Raw genomic sequence first — 18,968 nt, 5'->3', positions numbered from 1 at the left:
GCTCATCGTGGTCCGGCAGCCGTTTCCGGTCCGTCAGGTGCGGTTGTCGGGCTGGTGGGCGGTGCCGCCTCGGCGGGGGCGGCTGCGGTTTCGAGTTCGCTCAGACGTGCCCGCAGCATCGCCATGGCAGCGTCGACGTCTTCCATCCGGTAGCCGCGCAGGGCGGGCCGGAACCGCACCGATTCCAGGTCCTTGGCGGTGAACTCCGCCGGCAGCCCGGTCCAGCTCTCTTCGGCCTCGTCGACGGTTTCGGAGGAGAAGACGTTGAAGGTCGCTGCGACGACGAATACGAGGACGAAGACCGCAGCTGCGACACCGATGACAATCCACAGAGGCATGCCCCCATTTTCACATAGGCACCTGCCCGGAATGCTCAGCGCAGTCCGCGCACGGTGTGTCTCGGTGCCGCTTCACCGGTGATCGCCACGGTCACGTCGATGGCGTCGGCAGTGACCCTGACATCGTGGGTGCGGATCATCGCCGCTCCCTTCTCGATGGCCAGCGCGGTCGCGGCGATCGTTCCGTACAGCCGATCCGACGGGGCGACCTCACCGATGGCCTCACCGACGAAATCCTTGCGTGAGATCGCCAGCAGCACCGGATAGCCGGTCGCGGCGAACCGGTCGAGTTCGCGCAGCAGACGAAGCGAGTGGTACGTGTTCTTCCCGAAGTCGGGAGTGGGATCGATGATGATCCGGTCTTCGCGCACCCCTGCTGCACGCGCCGCCTCGGCGAGGTCGATGACGCCTGCCAAGGTGGAATCGACGACGTCACCTGCCTGGAGGCCATAGCGGTTGCGGTGGGCGTCGGTGCGCGGATCCAATCCCCCTGTGTGGGAGCAGACGATGCCGACATCATGTCGGGCGGCCACCTCGGCGAGCTTCGGGTCTATCCCGGCCCAGGTGTCGTTGAGCAGTCCCGCACCGGCTCTGCAGGCAGCCTCAGCCACTTCATGACGCCAGGTGTCGACGCTGATGAGCACGTGCGGGTGGGACCTTGCGACTGCTTCGATGGTCGGGCACACGCGGTCGATCTCCTCGGCCACGGAGATCTCCCGTCCGCGGCCGGCGCGCACTCCCCCGATGTCGACGATCTGAGCACCCGCCGAGGCGGCCGCCTCCACCGCCGTGATCGCCTCCTCGAGCGTGGCAGCGGATTCGTAGAACGAATCTGTGGTGCGGTTGATCACGGCCATGATCGCCGGGGTTCCGGACCGAGCCCTGGCGAGATCGAACCGTTCGCCCTCCGGCACTGATGAGATGTCGCTCCTCATGGTCGACCGTTCGCAGGATTCGCCGCGGCCGAGTCCTGACCGTGCCCCGGTCCGATCGCGTCGACGACTTCGTCGATGTCATCGGTGAGGGTGAACATGTTCAGGTCAGTTTCGCTGATCGTTCCCGCGGCCAGCAGCGTGTTCTGCATCCAGTCGACGAGCCCGCGCCAGTAGTCGGTCCCGAACAGCACGATCGGGAATGAGGTGATCTTGCCGGTCTGGACCATGGTGAAGGCCTCGAACAGCTCGTCCAGAGTACCCAGGCCGCCGGGCATGACGACGAATCCGCGCGAGTATTTGAGGAACATGGTCTTGCGGACGAAGAAGTAGCGGAAGTTCACGCCGAGTTCGACATGCTTGTTGAGTCCGGTCTCGAAGGGCAGCTCGATGCCCAGCCCGATGGACACTCCCCCGCCCTCGCAGGCCCCGAGGTTGCCGGCCTCCATGATTCCGGGTCCCCCACCGGTGATGATCGCATTGCCGTTCTCGGCGATGCGGCGAGCGATCTCGCGGGTATCCGCATAGGCCTGGGTACCGGCTTTCAGACGGGCTGAGCCGAAGATCGACACTGCCGGTCCGGTCTCGGCCAGCGAGCCGAATCCTTCGACGAACTCGGCCTGGATGCGCATGACACGCCACGGGTCCTCATGCACCCAGTCGGTGCCCGACTTCGATTCGAGGAGGCGCTGATCTGTCGTCGTCTCCGGCACCTGGTCACCGCTCAGACGCAGCGGGCCCTTGCTGTAGAAGCCGGGGTCACCTGTTGGGTCGTCTCCCCGGTCGCCTGTCGGATCGTCGGCAGAATGGCGCCCGGGAGCACTCGAAAGCTCGCCATCGACGTCGTCTGTCGCTCTGGTCATCTCGTTCACCTGCACTGAAGGTAGCTGCGCAGAGTTGCGGTGGCCTGCTCCACCTCGGTGACTCTAACATGCTCATCCGACTTATGGGCGTACAGAGGGTTGCCAGGACCGAAGTTCACCGCCGGAACGCCGAGTGCGCTGAATCGGGACACATCCGTCCAGCCGAGCTTCGGTGCCGGGGACAGTCCGAGTGTGTCGATGAAATCCTGGGCGATCGCCCTGTCGAGTCCGGGGCGGGCCCCCTCCGCGGCATCGGTGACGACGACGTCGAAACCGGTGAACAGCTCGCGCAGGAAGGATTCCGCCTCGGCAGCCGACTTGCTCGGAGCGAAGCGATAGTTCACGGACACCACGCACTCGTCGGGCACCACGTTGCCAGCGACTCCCCCGCGGATGTTCACGGCAGAGAGGGATTCGCGGTAGTCGAGTCCATCGACCGTGACGGTGCCGGTTTCGAATTCGGCGAGCCGGGTGAGGATCTCGGCGGCGGCGTGGATGGCGTTGACGCCCATGAAAGCACGAGCCGAGTGGGCGCGGACTCCGGTGGTGGTGACGTCGACGCGGATGGTTCCGTTGCAGCCGCCCTCGACGGAGGCGTTCGAGGGTTCGCCGAGGATCGCGAAGTCGCCGGCCAGCCAATCGGGATGGTTGCGGGAGACGCGGCCGAGTCCGTTGAGCGAGGCATCGACCTCCTCATGGTCGTAGAAGACCCAGGTGACATCGCGGTTTGGACTGGTCAGCGTGGCCGCGGTGGACAGCTGCATCGCCACTCCGGCCTTCATATCGCAGGCGCCCCGCCCCCAGATGACCTCATCATCGGGGTACTCGTCTCCGGACATGTGGGTGCGCACGGGCGGAAGGTTGTCTTCGACGGGAACGGTGTCGAGGTGGCCGGCGACGACGATGCGCTCGGCCAGTCCCAGGTTCGTGCGAGCGATGACGGTGTCTCCGTCGCGGAGGATCTCCAGGTCCGGTCCCTGACCCGCGCTGATCCTCTCCAGGACAGCGACGACGGCGTCGGCCAGGACGGTTTCGTTCCCGGACACGGATTCGATGGCACACAGTCGGCCGGTGAGTTCGGCCGGGTCACCCACCGCGGCGAACAGGTACTCGTCGAGGTCGCCGGCGGGCGCGAATATGGCATCAGTCTCAGCAGATGGATCGACAGTCATGTCTCTTAGCCTAGTACGGCGCCACCGTCTAGGCTTGAGGCATGACAGAACGCATCGTTTCCGCACGTGGACTCGCCACGATCCATTCCGACACCGTCCTCTCCGTCTGGTACCCCGCCTTGAGCACCGGTGATACCCACGACACCGCCGAGGCGGCCGCCACCAATCGCGCCGCCGACGACGGTCTCGACGCCCTGGTGGGCACCGATGAAGCTCGCGGCACCCGCTCAGAGGTCGTCACCACCACGATCGATCTCGACGCCGGTCCCGCCTCGGCGGCCGACGCCTACCTGCGTCTGCACGCACTGTCCCACCGAGTCGTGCCCCCCAACGACGTCAACCTCGACGGAATCTTCGGCCATATCGCCAATGTCGTATGGACCTCCTTCGGCGCCTGCTCCCCCGAGGACTTCGAGGCCACTCGCGCCAAGCTCCTCGCCCGCGGCCCTGTTGCCGTGTACGGGCTCGACAAGTTCCCGCGGATGACAGATTTCGTCATCCCCTCCGGTGTGCGCATCGCCGACGCCGACCGTGTCCGCCTCGGCGCTCACCTGGCTCCCGGCACCACCGTCATGCACGAAGGCTTCGTGAACTTCAACGCCGGGACGCTCGGTTCGGCCATGGTCGAAGGACGCATCTCCCAGGGCGTCGTCGTCGGGGACGGTTCCGACATCGGCGGCGGAGCCTCGATCATGGGTACGCTCTCCGGCGGCGGCACGCACCGCATCTCCATCGGCTCGGGCAGCCTCCTCGGTGCGAACGCCGGTGTCGGCATCTCCATCGGCGATGACTGCATCGTCGAAGCCGGTCTCTACATCACTGCAGGCACTCGCGTGACGGTCCCCGGCGAAGACGATGCCGTGGTCAAGGCCGCCGAGCTCAGCGGGAAGAACAACATCCTCTTCCGCCGCAATTCTGTCACCGGCGCCGTCGAGGCGATCGCTCGCGACTCCAAGGGCATCGAGCTCAACCCCGACCTCCACTGAGTCAGCCGCCGGCGACCGGCGCAACGGGTCTGATCGACCGGCCTGCCGTTCGCTGGAAAGATGAGGGCGCCTTGTTGAAGGTGAGGCTGCAGCCGAATCGCCTGCGATGATCAGCCGAGGGCGCGTTCACATCATGTGGACGCGCCCTCAGCGTATTCACTCCTCGCCGACGCCAGGCATCCCACCTGCTTCGCGGCGAGTCACCCTGCTGGCGGCAAAACACCTCGCGCGTGCCATAACGCCCCGTTCCTGCACCAGGTTTTGACATGAGGGGTGAGGGGTGCTCAAGCAGTTGTATGAACAGCCACCAGCGGTGAGAGTCGCTGCCAGCTGCAGAAGCAGCGGGCCTTCGACGGTTCTTCGCCAGGACGCCTGACATCCGCCACCCGGACTGGCATACCACCGTGTTCCTGCAGGGGGTTGTGGCACGGAGGGCGATGTCTGCGTCAGCGCCTGTAAGACAAGCCTCCTGCGGCGCATAGCGGCACTGCCGGTGCGGGCTGCCGAACGAAGGCCCGCGGTGTGGAAGCGTTGGCGGCAGGAGGCCTGCCGGAGAAATGCGCCCGCAGAAAAGACAGCGCGGAACAGCGCAGCCGGTGTGGGATGGCGGGGAACGGCGGCTCGAGACGGGCCAGTGAATGCACAACGGCATCGGGCAGAGGAATCTGCTCCGACGCCGTCGCGTCTGCCGGGACTCAGCGTTCGCTGATGTCCTTGTAGTTCCGGTTGTATTCTCCAGTGTAGATCTGGCGGGGACGGCCGATCTTCGTCTCGGGGTCCTTGATCATCTCGCGCCACTGGGCGATCCAGCCGGGCAGGCGACCGACCGAGAAGAGCACGGTGAACATATTCGTCGGGAATCCGAGAGCCTTGTAGATGAGGCCCGTGTAGAAGTCGACGTTCGGGTAGAGCTTGCGCTCGACGAAGTAATCATCGGCCAGCGCGATCTCTTCGAGCTGCTGAGCCAATTCGAGCAGCGGGTCGCCGCCGGACCGGGCGAGAACCTCGTCAGCCGTCTTCTTGATGATCTTCGCGCGCGGATCGTAGTTCTTGTACACGCGGTGACCGAAGCCCATGAGACGAACGCCGTCTTCCTTGTTCTTCACGCGTTCCATGAACTTCTTCGGTCCGTCATCGGAGGCCGCGATCTGCTCGAGCATCTCGAGCACTGCGGAGTTCGCGCCGCCGTGCAGCGGTCCGGCCAGAGCGTTGACGCCGGCCGAGATCGACTGGAACACGTTGGCCTGCGACGAGCCGACGAGGCGAACCGTCGAGGTCGAGCAGTTCTGCTCGTGATCGGCGTGGAGGATGAACAGCTGATCCATGGCCTTGACCGCCAGCGGATCCGGTTCGTATTCCTCAGCGGGAACGCCGAAGTTCACTCGCAGGAAGTTCTCTACGAGGCTCAGCGAGTTATCCGGGTGGATGACCGGCAAGCCCATGTTCTTCCGATGCGCAAGTGCTGCGATGGTCGGCATCTTCGCGAGCAGACGGAACGACGAGGTGTCGATCTGGTCTTCGTCAAAGACATCGAGGTCATCTTGGTAGAACGTCGACAAAGCCGCGACGGCAGCTGCAACCATAGGCATCGGATGAGCGTCGTACGGGAACGCACGGAAGAAGCGCCGCAGGTCCTCGTGGACGATGGTGTGTCCGCGCAGGCGAGCGTCGAAGGCCTCGTACTGTTCCTGAGTCGGCAGCTCACCGTAGATGAGGAGGTAGCAGACTTCGACGAAGTTCGACTGTTCCGCGAGCTGTTCGATCGGGTAACCGCGGTACTGCAGCTCACCGTTGTCACCATCGATGTAGGTGATGGACGACGAGGTGGTTGCAGTGTTGGCAAACCCTGGATCGTATGTGACCGCGCCGGTCTCTTTGAGCAGAGAACCGATACGGTATCCGTTGTTGCCCGCTGTTGCTGACACCTCGGGCAGTGTCAGCTCCGTATCAGCGATCCTGAGGTTCGCCTCCGAAGTCATTCGATCTCCTCACCGTTGACCGACCCCAAGAACTTCCTGAGGTGTTTTGCACAGTTCTTTCAAAGACTACCGACAACTGCGGGAATCAGAAAATCACTGTACGCTTCATTTACTGGATAGTAATACGTCTGACCAGGGCAGATAACAGTTTTTCGCCCTGTATGAAGTCTTAGCAGGAACTTAGCGGACGCTCGGAAACCGTCGACTTCCTCGCACCGTGCCCCACCCTCGCAATCATCTCGCGGCGGCCCGAAGACGCTCGGCCGCGGCTCGAATGCGTTCGTCGGTGGCGGTCAGCGCAATCCGCACATGGTCGGCAGCCGCCGCTCCGTAGAACTCGCCGGGACCCGCCACGATGCCGAGTTCGGCAAGGTCAGCCAGGGACTCCCAGCAGTTCTTGTCCGCGGTCGACCACAGATAGAGACCGGCGGTCGAATGGTCGATGCGGAATCCGTACTCTTCGAGTCCTGAACGCAGCTGCTCGCGCCGTGAGCGGTAGGTCTCCTTCTGCGCCAGCACGTGCTCGGTGTCGCGGAGTCCGGCGACCATGGCTTCCTGAATCGGGAACGGCACGATCATTCCCGCGTGCTTGCGTGAGCGGGTGAGATCGGAGATGAGCTCGGCATCACCGGCGACGAACGCCGCGCGGTAGCCGGCGAGATTCGACTGCTTCGACATCGAGTACACACTCAGCACACCGGCATTCGACTCCCCCGCGGCTGCAAGTACGCTCGGCGCCGGCTCATCGGATTCCCAATTGAGCAGTCCGTAGCATTCGTCCGATGCGACGATGACTCCGGCGGCTCGAGCACGGCGAACCACCTCGGCGAGGGTGCCGACATCGAGGACCTCACCGGTCGGGTTGCTCGGTGTGTTGATCCACAGCAGACCGACACCGTCCAATGACTCCCCGTCGACGATCTGCGCGGCGTCGAGGCGGCAGCATTCGACGCCCGCAATCGTCGCACCCATCTCGTAGGTCGGGTAGGCGGCGGAGGGACAGGCGACGGCCAGCCCCCTTTCGCGCAGACCCAACAGAGTCGGCAGCCAGGCTACGAGCTCCTTCGAGCCCACAGTCGGCAGGATCTCCGTCGCGGGATCGAGCTGAACCGAATGCCAGTTCTCGTACCACCAGGCGACAGCTTCACGAAGCTGTGCCGTTCCGGCGGTCGTCGGGTAGCCGTGCGCATCCCCTGCGTCCGACAGCGCTCGCCGGATCACCTCGGGGGTGGGGTCGACCGGAGTGCCGATGGAGAGGTCACACACCCCGTCGGGATGCTCGGCGGCCCGGTGACGGTATTCCGTGAGACGGTCCCAAGGGTAGTCCGGGAGGTTGAGTCCGAAGGCGTTCGTCATCGGTCAGTCGTCGTGGTTCTGCGGCGGCAGAGCGGAGATGATCGGATGGTCCTTGCCGGTGTTGCCGAGCTTCGCGGCACCGCCGGGCGAACCGAGGTCATCGAAGAATTCGACGTTGGCCTTGTAGTACTCTTCCCACTCATCGGGCACATCGTCCTCATAGAAGATGGCCTCGACGGGGCACACCGGTTCGCACGCTCCGCAGTCGACGCACTCGTCGGGGTGGATGTACAGGCTGCGTTCGCCCTCGTAGATGCAGTCGACGGGACATTCGTCGATGCAGGCCTTGTCCTTGAGGTCGACACAGGGCTGGGCAATGATGTACGTCACTGGGCTGACTCCTCGAACGACTCACAGATGGTGCGCATATACATCCCACAATACGCCTTCGCCCGATTCCCGTGACCACCGGTCTCAAGTGATTCGCATTGCATCTGACATCCCCGCCCGCGCCTGCACCCAACCGGGATGTGCGTGTCATAGGGTGGGAGGGCATCAATTTCGCGGAGGAAGGCCAGAAGTGGACGATCTGCAGCCCGGCAGACGAGTGGTCGTGCGATATTCGCTCGCACCCGGTGACACCCATTCGACGTCGGATGCCCTCGGCGTCGTCACAGCTGTCGACGAGGCGGGGCTCGAGATCGATACGAAACGCGGTCCCCTGCGCATCGCTCGCGACCAGATCCTCCTCGTCCACGAGGTGCCCCCGGCTCCGACGAAGGCCGGGCGCACGCATGAGATCGTCTCCGCCGTGGATCTGCGGCGCATCTCGGCCGCCGCCTGGCTTCCTCACGACGTGTCCTGGCTGCACGTGGAGAATCTGCGCAACGAAGGCACCGAGGCGGCCGCCGAGGTCAGCCTGCTGCAGAAGGGCTGGCTGCTGCGGCATTCGGAATCCGCGACCCGGCGCGCCAATTCCTGCCTGCCCGTGACCGACACCGGACTCGGGTGGGAACAGGGCCTCGATGCCGTCGAGGAGTGGTATCGGACCCGAGGCAAGCCGAGCCGCGTCCAGATCTATTCCGCCGACGATTCCTCGACGCTGGCACCCGAATGTGAGGGGCTCGCTCCCCTGCTCTCGGCTCGCGGCTACACCCCTTCCGAGGCCACACTTCTGCTCACTGGCGCCACGGCAGAGGCAGCCGGCGGTGCATCCTCCCCCGCCGAGGCGGCCGCGGCCGGACTGATCGTCGACGTCTCCGATGCCCCGACCTCCGAGCATTTCGCCGCATGGACGTCGCAGCGCAGCCTTGGTGAGGAACCGGGTTCGGCTGAGGCGTTCAAGACGCTCATCGAAGCCGATCAGCCGTGTGAGTTCGTCACCGCCTATGCCGAGCATCCCGATGGGTCCCGGACTATGGTGGCGGCCTGCAGGGTGGTCGAGCGCAGCAAATGGGGTGTCATCACCAACCTCATCACCCGTCCCGATCTGCGGAGACGCGGTGCCGGACGTTCGGTGGCCGCAGCCGCGGCAGCACTGCTCGCTCAACGCGGGGTCAGGTCCTACCTCGTCGACATCGAGTCGAGCAATGAGGCATCCCTGGGCCTCTTCGCCTCTCTCGGAGCCACAGTGCGTCACCGGTCCTGGTACGCCGAAGTGCGCTGACCCGTCAGCCGGCCGGAATTCCGCGGGGAGGGCTCAGCCCTTGCACTCGACCTTGTTCACCGGCCGGTAGACCGTGGTGAAGCCGTCCTTCGTGGTCTTACCCGAAGCGATGTCTTTCATGGTCCGGGTGATCCGGATCGACCAGCCGCCCTTCGGCGACTGAGGGGAGCAAGACGGCCCGCTTTCGGTGACCGACCCTGGTGACGTGTGGTTGAACCGATCCGAGGCGTCGGCCGACACATCGTACTTCTTGACGCCGAAGACCTTCGCGTGGACCTCTCCGTCTTTGAGGTACATGTCGAGGACGACCGGAGTCTTCGAGTTGTTCGTGAACTTCATATCGATCGACGACCAGTCGAGGGTCGACTCGCGGCCCTCCGGATAGCGGGAGATATAGCGCGAATGCGCCTGGTGTTCGTCGAGTTCGAAGCCGGCGAAGAACGCCGCATTGAACAGGGTCGTCGACACCTGTGAGACGCCGCCGCCGTAGTCTTCCTTCATCTGCCCTTCGGAGATCACGCCGGCAGGTTTGTAGCCGTTTGCGGCGGTGCGCTGGCCCAGAGCTTCATTGAGGGAGAACTGCTCACCGGGCTTGAGAACCGTGCCGGAGACCCTCTTCGCAGCAACACGCAGGTTCGTATCGCGGTTGGGTTCGGAGCTGTAGCCGGTGGAGAAGTGGGACACGGTGTCGGAGACATCGGCCTTCTTCGCGTCCTTCGTCGTGAACTCGGGTTTGACCGAGGCCAGTGTGACCGTGGGCTTGTCCTCCTTGCCGTTGATGGCGTCGGTGACCGCGCCGGTCAGTTCCTTGGCCTTGATTCCGATTCCATTGCGGGATGGCACGACCTCGGGCTTGCCGTCCTTGATCTCGAAACTCGCGTCTTCGGCCGGTCGTCCGATGTCCTTGTTCGCGGCCAGCACGGCCTTCTGCAGAGCCTCCTGATCGAAGACAGGCTTGAGCTTCGAGTCCTCGGCTTTGAACGTCAGAGTCTTCGCGACGGTCTTCGGGGACACGGTGAGGTCACCGCCCTTGACCTCCGAGTCCGCATCCTTCGCCGGCTTCGCCGCGATCGTGAGATCCTTGCTCACCGCGTCTTTCGCAAATCCGTCGGCCATGTCTTCGGCTTCGGACGTGGTGATATCGGGATCGACGCTCGTCGGACTGACCGGGAGAGCATCCTCGGTGCGCAGCCAATGATCGTCGACGGCGGTGCGCACGGCGGCGATGTCGACGGTCTGGCCGTTCTTGCCGTCCTTGACCTTCGGTGTGGTCTTGTCGAACTCGAGTTCGGCGTCTTTGGGATCGACGGCCAGGGATTCCGTGACTTTCGCGGTTTCCTTGTCGAACTTCTCCTCGTCGACCTTGATGACGGGATCGACCTCATCTTCGCCGAACAGGCGGTCCCAGATGACGGTGGGGTCGAGGCTGAAGCCGGTGATGCGCTCGACTGTCGCTTCCGAGTCGAAGGTGATTCCGGCCTTCTCCGGGTCGAGCTTCGCCGTCGGCTCTCCGGCCTTTAGGACGATGTCGTTTTCCGCGTCCTCGCGCAGGTCGTTGCGCAGGGTGTTCTCGGCGTCTGTCGCGGACTTGCCGCCGATGTCGATTCCGGCCACAGTCGTCCCCGGTGCGAGCATACGCCCGCTGAAGAAGCCGATCACCACATAGATGGCGGCCAGCACGACGACGGCCACGAGGATCAAGGGCCAGACCGACTTCTTCCGGGCAGCGCTGCCGGACGGGTCGGGCCCGCCTGCCTTCGCGGTTCCATCGGACAAGGTATTGGTCGGCATCATTCTCCCGAGGGTGTCGATAACGACTGATTCGGTGCGGTTCGCACGAGTCTATCGAGTGCGATCGTGCCCGCGCACGTTGATGAAGGAGAAGACAGCAGCCAGGACCATCGGTCCGAGCAGCCACACAACGGAACGCAGCAGTCCGGTGACGATCATATCGGCGCCGGGCAGCCACTTCGGCTGACCGAAGACGAAGGACAGGACGGCGATGATCACGGCGGCGACCAGCATCGGGGCGCTGCTGCGATACATCGTCTTCAGGTGCCACAGCCCCGCCGCGGCCAGAGCCAGGGCCAGCACGAGTCCCCACGGCAGGATGATCGGGGTCTCGCCGAGGTTGACCACCGTGACGTTGAGGTGCTGCATGGTGCCGAGGAACGCGATGAGCAGTCCGAGCACAGCGGAGTGGAGGTAGGCGAAGATTCCCGGCTTCCGCGGTGCGCGACTCCGGCGCAGGGGCTGAGCCGCTGTATTCTCCTGAGCTTCGACAGCTGCGATGTCGAGGCCGGTGAGCACGTGCGGGGCGAATCCGGCGTTGAGGATCTCTGACGGGATCGGCGCCCCGGCTCCGATAGAGAAGTATTCGCGGTCGCCGATCTTCTGGCCTGCTCCGTTGGACAAGGCGAAGAAGCCGCCGGCGACACTCACTTGGGTGCGGTGGGCTTCCAGTGCTGCCCGTTTCGTCGGCAGCACCGCGCTGACGTCCTGGTCGATGACGATCTGACCGACCGGTGGTTTGGCCGGGATCGTGTCGGCGGGGGCGAATCCGGTGTCTGCGAAGCCTGCCTGGTGCGGGTCGAACGATCGGCGGGCCACCTCGGTGGGGGTGTCGACGTAGAGCAGCCGACCGGTCCGCCATTCGGCGAAGTCGAATGCCGCAGTCGTGGCCTCGTGTACCCGCACATGGTCGGGGTGACCATAGCCGCCGTTGGCGGCATAGGTGATGATCGCATGCGGTTCGAAGGCATCGATGACAGCGGCGATGTGTCTGGCTACGGTCGTGATGTCAGCTGCGCACAGAGCATTGTCGGTCATCGATGACGCGGGTCGAGCGTGACCGTCCGGTCCCCATTCCATTCCCGAATCCTCGAAGGTGCGCGTGGTCCCGCCGAGGAAGGTGTGCATGCGCACGCCGAGAGTACGCATCGCCTCGGCGATCTCCTGTTCCCGGACCCGGGCGAGACCGGCCCGGTCGCCCTCGAGCTGCTTCAGCTCTGCGGGGATGACCTCGCCGCCCTCACCGCGGGTGGCGGTGAGCACCATGACCTCGGCACCCTCGGAGACCAATTCGGCGATCGTGCCGCCGGTCGTGATCGTCTCATCGTCGGGATGAGCGTGCACGAGGAGGACGCGTGGCGTAACAGTCATTGGTTCCTGGGTGCTCGAGGTCATTCGGTGCTGCCGGATCAAGGATTCCGGCTCAGGCGTTCTGGCGGCGCATCTTCGCGTAGAGCTTTGCGCGTTCCTTCTGATCGAGTTCGACCTTGCGGATGCGGATGGCACCCGGGGTGACCTCGACGCACTCGTCCTCACGAGCGAACTCGAGGCTCTCCTCGAGAGTCAGCTTGCGCGGTGGAGTGAGGTTCTCGAAGCTGTCAGCAGAAGCCGAACGCATGTTTGTCAGCTTCTTCTCCTTCGTGATGTTGACGTCCATATCGTCCGCGCGCGAGTTCTCGCCCACGATCTGGCCTTCGTAGACCTCGGAGGTCGGTTCGACGAAGAAGGTTCCGCGGTCTTGCAGGTTGATCATCGCGTACGGGGTCACTGTTCCCGCTCGGTCGGCCACGAGCGAACCGTTGATGCGGAACTCGATATTGCCGGCCCACGGCCCGTATCCGGCCGAGATCGTGTTCGCGATACCGGTACCGCGGGTCTCGGTGAGGAACCGCGTGCGGAATCCGATGAGGCCGCGTGCGGGAACCTTGAACTCCATCCGCACCCAGCCGGTGCCGTGGTTCGTCATGGTCGACATGACACCCTTGCGGGCAGCCAGCAGCTGGGTCACGGCGCCGAGGTAGTCCTCCGGCACATCGACCGTGAGCTCCTCGAACGGCTCATGGACCTTGCCGTCGACCTGTTTGGTCACAACCTGAGGCTTGCCGACCGTGAGTTCGAATCCTTCACGGCGCATCTGCTCGACGAGGATGGCCAGAGCCAGCTCACCACGGCCCTGGACCTCCCAGGCGTCAGGGCGCTCGGTCGGGACGACCTTGAGCGAGACGTTGCCGACGAGCTCCTGGTCGAGACGGTCCTTGACCATGCGGGCGGTGACCTTCGTGTTCTTCTCACGGCCGGCCAGTGGGGAGGTGTTGATGCCCACGGTCATCGAGATCGCCGGATCGTCGATGACGATCGCCGGCATCGGCTTCGGATGGTTGATGTCGGTGAGCGTGTCACCGATCATGATGTCGGGAATGCCGGCGACGGCGACGATGTCACCGGCCGAGGCCTCCGTGGCGGGCACCCGGTCGAGGCCCTGGGTCTCGAGCAGTTCAGTGATCTTCACCGAGCTGATCTCGTCACCGCGAGCCCAGGCGACCTGCTGGCCCTTCTTCAGCGTGCCGCCGAAGATGCGCAGCAGAGCCAGACGGCCGAGGAACGGCGAGGCGTCGAGGTTCGTGACGTGTGCCTGGAGGATGCCGTCGGAGTTGATCTCCGGTGCCGGGATCGTCTCGAGGATGGTCTTGAACAGCGGTTCGAGGTCGGGGTTGTCCGGGACCGCTCCATCGGCGGGCTGTTCGAGGGAGGCGGCACCTGCCTTCGCGGCGGCGAAGACGACGGGCACATCGAGGACGGAGTCGACGTCGAGGTCGGGGACTTCGTCGGCGAGGTCGGAGGCCAGACCCAGGAGCAGGTCCTGAGCTTCCTCGACGACTCCGTCGATGCGGGCATCGGCACGGTCGGTCTTGTTGATCACGAGGATGACGGGCAGCTTCGCGGCCAGCGTCTTGCGCAGGACGAAGCGGGTCTGCGGCAGCGGACCTTCCGATGCGTCGACGAGGAGGACGACTCCGTCGACCATGGACAGTCCGCGCTCGACCTCACCGCCGAAGTCGGCGTGGCCGGGGGTATCGATGACGTTGATGACGATGGGGTCCTCGCCGGCCGAAGGACCGTTGTAGAGGACGGAGGTGTTCTTCGCGAGAATAGTGATGCCCTTCTCGCGTTCGAGGTCGCCTGAATCCATGACGCGTTCGGCGAAGTCGCCGTGTTCGCTGAACACACCGGTCTGCCGGAGCATGGCATCGACCAGCGTGGTCTTGCCGTGGTCGACGTGTGCGACGATTGCTACGTTTCGGCGGTTTTCCCGTCGTGTGATGGCTTCAGTCATCAAGAACCTTTTTGAGATAGAGAGATCGGTCCAGCCCGGACCCAACAGACAATTATACGGCCACCCGCACGCTCTCGCGTGCAGGTGGCCGTCAGCTTGGGCGGACTCAGGCGTTCATCGTGGCTTCGAGAACCGCGTCCCTGGCTTCCCGACGCTTGCGCTGCTCCTGCGGATCCGGAACGGGAACCGCCGACAGCAGACGCTGTGTGTACGGGTGGACGGGGTTCGACACGACCTGTGAGGACTTGCCGATCTCGACGAGGTAGCCGTGGCGCATCACCGCGATGCGCTCGGCGATGCGCTCGACCACGGCCAGGTCGTGGCTGATGAACAGGCACGCAAAGCCGTATTCCTTCTGCAGGCCTTCGAACAGGTCCAGGACCTTCGCCTGCACGGACACGTCGAGGGCCGAGGTCGGCTCATCGGCGATGAGCAGCTTCGGCTGCAGGGTCAGGGCACGGGCGATGCCGATGCGCTGACGCTGTCCGCCGGAGAGCTCGTGCGGATAGCGGTTGCGCATCGAGGTCGGCAGTTCGACCGCGGTCAGCAGCTCCTCGACTCGCTTGCTCAGCTGCGGGCCCTTCATCCCCTCATGGAGGTAGAGAGGCTCACCGATCGATTCTCCGACCGGCAGTCGCGGGTTGAGCGAGGAACCGGGATCCTGGAACACGATTCCGACTTCCTTGCGCAGGGGCCTCATCTGCTTGTTGCTCAGGCCCTTGATGCTCGTGCCGTTGACGACCATATCGCCTTCGACGGTGGGCAGCAGCCCCAGAGCGGCGCGACCGATCGTGGTCTTGCCCGAACCCGACTCCCCCACGAGGCCCACGACTTCGCCCGGGGCGATCATGAGATTGATGTGGTGAGCGGCGCGGAAGGCCTTCTTCCGTCCGATGGCGGGGTACTCGATCGCGGCGTCACGCAGCTGCAGGGCCGAGGGCTTCGAGAAGTCCGCCTGCGAACCGGGATGGTAGTACGTCTCCGTGGAGTCCATCTCGATATCGGGACGGTCCTGCGCGGTCACCTGAGCGCGCGCCTCGGCTACGGCCATATCGGCAGCCCCGGCCTCGGAGAGACCGTCACCACCTGCGGCGGAGTCCGGTGCGCCGACCGGGTCATCGGCGTGCGAGGCCTTATCGGAGGTGATATCGGACAGCGATGCCTCGACATCGTCGATGTTGCCGCCGAATGCTTCGCTGTCGGTGCCCTCACCGAGGTGGGGAACAGCCTCAAGGAGCTGCTTCGTATACGGGTGCTGCGGGTGGTAGAAGATCTCCTCCGCGGTACCCGATTCGACCACCTTGCCGGCGCGCATGACGATGATGCGGTCGGCCATGTCCGCCACCACGCCCATATCGTGCGTGATGAGGATGATGCCCGCGTCGAGCTTAGACTTCAGTTCGCGCATGAGCTTGAGGATCTCGGCCTGCACCGTGACGTCGAGAGCCGTGGTCGGCTCATCGGCGATGAGCAGCTTCGGCTGGCAGGCCAGAGCCTGCGCGATCATGATGCGCTGTCGCTGACCGCCGGAGAGCTGGTGCGGGAACGAATGGAACCGATCCTCCGGATCGGGTATCTCGACGAGCCGCATGAGCTCGAGCGCCCGTTGCTTCGCCTCAGTGGGACCGATGTCGAGGTGGACGCGCAGCGTCTCCACGATCTGGTACCCGGCGGTGTAGACCGGGTTGAGCGCAGTCATCGGCTCCTGGAAGATCACGGAGATGTCGTTGCCGCGCACGGCCTGCATCTTCTCCGGAGGCATGCCGATGAGTTCACGCCCGTTGAGCTTCGCTGAGCCGGTCGCACGGCCGTTGCTCGGCAGGAGGCCGAGCAGTGACATGCTCGACTGCGACTTTCCGGAGCCGGACTCGCCGACGATCGCGAGCACCTCGCCGGCATTGACCGTGTAGTCGAGGTGCTCGGCGGCCATCCACCATTCGTCGCTGACCCAGAACTGGACTCCGAGGTCGTAGACCTCGAGGATCGGGGAGCCGGTCTTCGGCTGGGCGTCTGCTTTCTTCTCAGCCATCACTTCGCCTCTTTCTGTGCCATGCGCTCGGCCTTCTTCATCTTCCTCCAGCTCGGGATGGTCTTCATCCGCGGGTCGAACGCGTCGCGCAGACCGTCGCCGATGAAGTTCACACACAGAGCGATGACGATGATGAACAAGCCGGGCCACCAGAACAGCCACGGACGGGTGGCGAAGGAGGTCTGGTATTCGCTGATGAGCTGACCCAACGAGATGCCGGGCGGTTTGATGCCGAAGCCGAGGTAGCTCAGCGAGGCTTCGAGCACGATCGCCTGGCTCATGATCAGTGTCGTGTTGACGATGATGACGCCCATGGCGTTGGGCAGCATGTGCTTGAACATGATCCGGAAATCGCTCGCTCCGGCCACGCGGGCCGAGTCGACGAACTCGCGTTCGCGCAGGGACATGAAGTCACCGCGGACGAGACGTGCGAGGCCGACCCAGAGGATGCACCCGAGAGCCACACCGAGCAATGGGCCGTTCGCTCCGCCGACGAGCACGCCGAGGATCGATCCGACGACGATGACCGGCAGGATGACGAAGCCATCGGTGATGCGCATGAGCACCGAATCGACCCAACCGCGGTAGTAGCCCGCGACGGCGCCGACGACCGTGCCGATGATCAGGCAGACGATGCCGATGATGAACATGACGACGAGAGAGATCTGCGTCCCTTTCATCACTCGGGCGAAGTTGTCACGACCGATCTCATCCTGGCCGAACGGGTGATCGCCGAGTGAGAAGAAGTTCGCGAACGACCAGGTCGGGGCTCCTCCAGGGTTGACCACGGGCCCGGAGGCAGTATGACTGAACTTCCACCACCCTGGCACAGCGCCGAAGCCCTGTGCGCTGAAGGCGAAGATGGCCACGAGCACGAGGACGACGATGGAGATCATCGCGCCTTTGTGACGGAGGAATTTGCGCAGGACGATCTTGCCCTGGGAAAGACCTTCGGTTTCCTTCGACTCGATCGCATTGTCCCCGACTTCGTCGAGGGCGAGAGCGTTCTGTTTGTCGTTGTCAGTACTCATGCGTTCACTCGGATTCTCGGGTCGAGGACGGCATAGAGGAAGTCCGCGACCAGGTTGGCGATGATGGCGAGCAGGCCTGTGATCAGGATGTAGGCCATGACCGGGTCGAGCTCTGCCTGTCTCAGCGAGTCGATGAAGAGCTTGCCCATGCCGTTCCAGCCGAAGATCGTCTCCGTGATGACGGCACCGCCGATCATTGTGATGATGTCGACGGGAACGACCGAGGCCAATGGCAGCAGCGCATTGCGCATAGCGTGCCGCATGATCACCGTACGTTCGTTGAGGCCTTTGGCTCGTGCCGTGCGGATGTAGTCCTGCCCCAGGACCTCGAGCATCGAACCGCGGGTATAGCGGGTGTACGAGGCGAAGGAGATGAGGACGAGAGCGATCGACGGCAGCAGCAGGTGAGTGAACGAGTCGAGGTTCGTGATCCAGAAGTCCCCGTCGATATTCGGCGCCGATGCACCGATCGTCGCGATCGGACGATTGTTGATGGCCGGGTCGTCCGAATACTCCTGCCAGCCCTGCAGCACACGGTCGGAGAAGATGAGCACTGCCACGATGATGGCCGTGAAGCTCGTCGTGCGCGCGGTATCCCAGGGATCCGGGCCTCGGAATGCCAGACCGATGCCGACGGCGACGGCGATCGCGACGATGAAGAGCCCGAACATCCACAACCAGTTCATGTCGACGTAGTAGAAGAGGTTCATCAGCGGCCAGTAGAGCAGCACGCCGACGGCGACTGTGGTCAGCGTTGCGTACAGCACGCGCCGGTTCTTCAGCCCCGTTGAGAGGTACGTCATGACGATGGCTCCACCGGCGCCGATGACGACCACGCCGAGGAGGCCGATGGTCGGGTGCTGCATCCAGCCGCTGGCGAGGATGTAGTAGATGGTGCCGAAGGTGATGACCGCTGCGGCGGCGAACGTGATGACACGACGCTTCGCGCTGCCGCCGAGCGCACCCATCCAGAACAGCCCCATGGCCACGCAGCCGATGATGATCGGCCACCAGGATTCCAGGGTCGGATCGTTGATGAAGTTGTTGATGTCGATCGCTCCGTACTGCTTGAGCAGCACCGCCACCCAGAAGACGGGCAGCGAGTAGAGGAGGAACGAGACGAAGGTGATGAAGTAGTCGAAGCCCGAGTACTGGCGGATGGCCGAGATCATTCCGACGGCGATGCCGAGGATGATGGCCACGACCGTAGAGGCGGTGATGAGCTTGATCGTGTTGACGATCGCGCCCTGCAGCTGTTCTGTGACTTCTTGGCCCGACTTCCAGGCGATGCCGAAGTCACATTGGCCGATGGCGCAGCCGCCGACGCCAGCCAGCCATTTGAAGTAGCGGACGATGGCCGGCGTGTCGAGGTCGAGGAGACGTCGACGCGACTCGTAGAGAGCTTCGATGTTCGGTGAGGTGCTCGCGCGCAGGTCCCAGAAGAAGTCGAGCGCGACGTTGAGGAGCAGGTAGAGGACGAAGGTGACGACGAGGAGCACGAGCGCTGTCGACAGCAATCGTCGGAGGATGAATCTGATCATGATGGGGGTT

At 64.1% G+C, this 18,968-nt stretch carries 15 protein-coding genes; 2 read left to right on the top strand and 13 right to left on the bottom strand.

Annotated elements, in window-relative coordinates:
* Positions 1-2 precede the first annotated feature (2 nt).
* The 4 genes from D3I60_RS03020 to dapE are packed head-to-tail and all read right to left on the bottom strand — an operon-like array spanning position 3 to position 3,305.
* Positions 3-338, bottom strand: a complete 336-nt coding sequence (locus D3I60_RS03020) for a DivIVA domain-containing protein (protein ID WP_262774674.1) — start codon at positions 336-338, stop codon at positions 3-5.
* A gap of 35 nt (positions 339-373) precedes the next feature.
* On the bottom strand, positions 374-1,273 hold the full coding sequence (gene folP / locus D3I60_RS03015; RefSeq protein ID WP_262774673.1) for a dihydropteroate synthase: 900 nt from the start codon (positions 1,271-1,273) through the stop codon (positions 374-376).
* Positions 1,270-2,133 (bottom strand): TIGR00730 family Rossman fold protein, encoded by an 864-nt coding sequence (locus D3I60_RS03010; RefSeq protein ID WP_262774672.1) that lies wholly within the window; start codon positions 2,131-2,133, stop codon positions 1,270-1,272. Before D3I60_RS03010 ends, folP begins: the two co-directional genes overlap by 4 nt.
* Before the next feature lie 5 nt (positions 2,134-2,138).
* The gene (gene dapE, locus D3I60_RS03005; protein WP_262774671.1) at positions 2,139-3,305 is read right to left on the bottom strand and encodes a succinyl-diaminopimelate desuccinylase; all 1,167 of its coding nucleotides are present in this window, start codon (positions 3,303-3,305) and stop codon (positions 2,139-2,141) included.
* Between the two features lie 41 nt (positions 3,306-3,346).
* Here dapE and dapD point away from each other — a divergent pair, with 41 nt between their 5' ends.
* Positions 3,347-4,291, top strand: a complete 945-nt coding sequence (gene dapD, locus D3I60_RS03000) for a 2,3,4,5-tetrahydropyridine-2,6-dicarboxylate N-succinyltransferase (RefSeq protein ID WP_262774670.1) — start codon at positions 3,347-3,349, stop codon at positions 4,289-4,291.
* 695 nt (positions 4,292-4,986) lie between these two features.
* Here the strand turns inward: dapD and D3I60_RS02995 are convergent.
* From D3I60_RS02995 to fdxA, 3 genes are all read right to left on the bottom strand, one after another.
* Positions 4,987-6,270 carry a citrate synthase gene (locus D3I60_RS02995; protein WP_262774669.1) on the bottom strand — a complete coding sequence of 428 codons (1,284 nt, stop codon included), beginning with the start codon at positions 6,268-6,270 and terminating at the stop codon, positions 4,987-4,989.
* Positions 6,271-6,504: 234 nt separating this feature from the next.
* Positions 6,505-7,626: a succinyldiaminopimelate transaminase gene (dapC, locus tag D3I60_RS02990; RefSeq protein WP_262774668.1), complete on the bottom strand. Its 1,122-nt coding sequence runs from the start codon at positions 7,624-7,626 to the stop codon at positions 6,505-6,507.
* Positions 7,627-7,629: 3 nt separating this feature from the next.
* A complete protein-coding gene (gene fdxA, locus D3I60_RS02985) occupies positions 7,630-7,956 on the bottom strand; it encodes a ferredoxin (protein ID WP_025776980.1) in 327 nt (108 codons plus the stop codon).
* Between the two features lie 190 nt (positions 7,957-8,146).
* On the opposite strand from fdxA, the gene D3I60_RS02980 reads away from it, so the two are divergent.
* Complete coding sequence (locus D3I60_RS02980) at positions 8,147-9,232, top strand: GNAT family N-acetyltransferase (RefSeq protein ID WP_262774667.1); 1,086 nt, start codon at positions 8,147-8,149, stop codon at positions 9,230-9,232.
* Positions 9,233-9,265: 33 nt separating this feature from the next.
* Here D3I60_RS02980 and D3I60_RS02975 read toward each other — a convergent pair whose 3' ends face one another.
* From D3I60_RS02975 to D3I60_RS02950, 6 genes are all read right to left on the bottom strand, one after another.
* Positions 9,266-11,026, bottom strand: a complete 1,761-nt coding sequence (locus tag D3I60_RS02975) for a VanW family protein (protein WP_262774666.1) — start codon at positions 11,024-11,026, stop codon at positions 9,266-9,268.
* Positions 11,027-11,074: 48 nt separating this feature from the next.
* The gene (locus D3I60_RS02970; RefSeq protein ID WP_262774665.1) at positions 11,075-12,394 is read right to left on the bottom strand and encodes a PIG-L family deacetylase; all 1,320 of its coding nucleotides are present in this window, start codon (positions 12,392-12,394) and stop codon (positions 11,075-11,077) included.
* Between the two features lie 52 nt (positions 12,395-12,446).
* Complete coding sequence (gene typA, locus D3I60_RS02965) at positions 12,447-14,357, bottom strand: translational GTPase TypA (protein ID WP_262774664.1); 1,911 nt, start codon at positions 14,355-14,357, stop codon at positions 12,447-12,449.
* A gap of 106 nt (positions 14,358-14,463) precedes the next feature.
* Positions 14,464-16,386 carry an ABC transporter ATP-binding protein gene (locus D3I60_RS02960; RefSeq protein ID WP_262774663.1) on the bottom strand — a complete coding sequence of 641 codons (1,923 nt, stop codon included), beginning with the start codon at positions 16,384-16,386 and terminating at the stop codon, positions 14,464-14,466.
* Positions 16,386-17,417 carry an ABC transporter permease gene (locus D3I60_RS02955; RefSeq protein WP_262774662.1) on the bottom strand — a complete coding sequence of 344 codons (1,032 nt, stop codon included), beginning with the start codon at positions 17,415-17,417 and terminating at the stop codon, positions 16,386-16,388. The genes D3I60_RS02960 and D3I60_RS02955 overlap by 1 nt, the downstream gene beginning before the upstream one ends.
* Entirely contained in the window at positions 17,414-18,958 is a 1,545-nt protein-coding gene (locus D3I60_RS02950; RefSeq protein WP_262774661.1) for an ABC transporter permease, read from the bottom strand. The genes D3I60_RS02955 and D3I60_RS02950 overlap by 4 nt, the downstream gene beginning before the upstream one ends.
* Positions 18,959-18,968 lie beyond the last annotated feature (10 nt).

Origin of the sequence: Brevibacterium permense (genome assembly GCF_025506275.1) — a bacterium.
In the GTDB taxonomy this organism is placed as follows: domain Bacteria; phylum Actinomycetota; class Actinomycetes; order Actinomycetales; family Brevibacteriaceae; genus Brevibacterium; species Brevibacterium permense_A.
The sequence above is the reverse complement of the archived record's forward strand: the minus strand, read 5'-3'. Positions and strand labels throughout refer to the sequence as shown.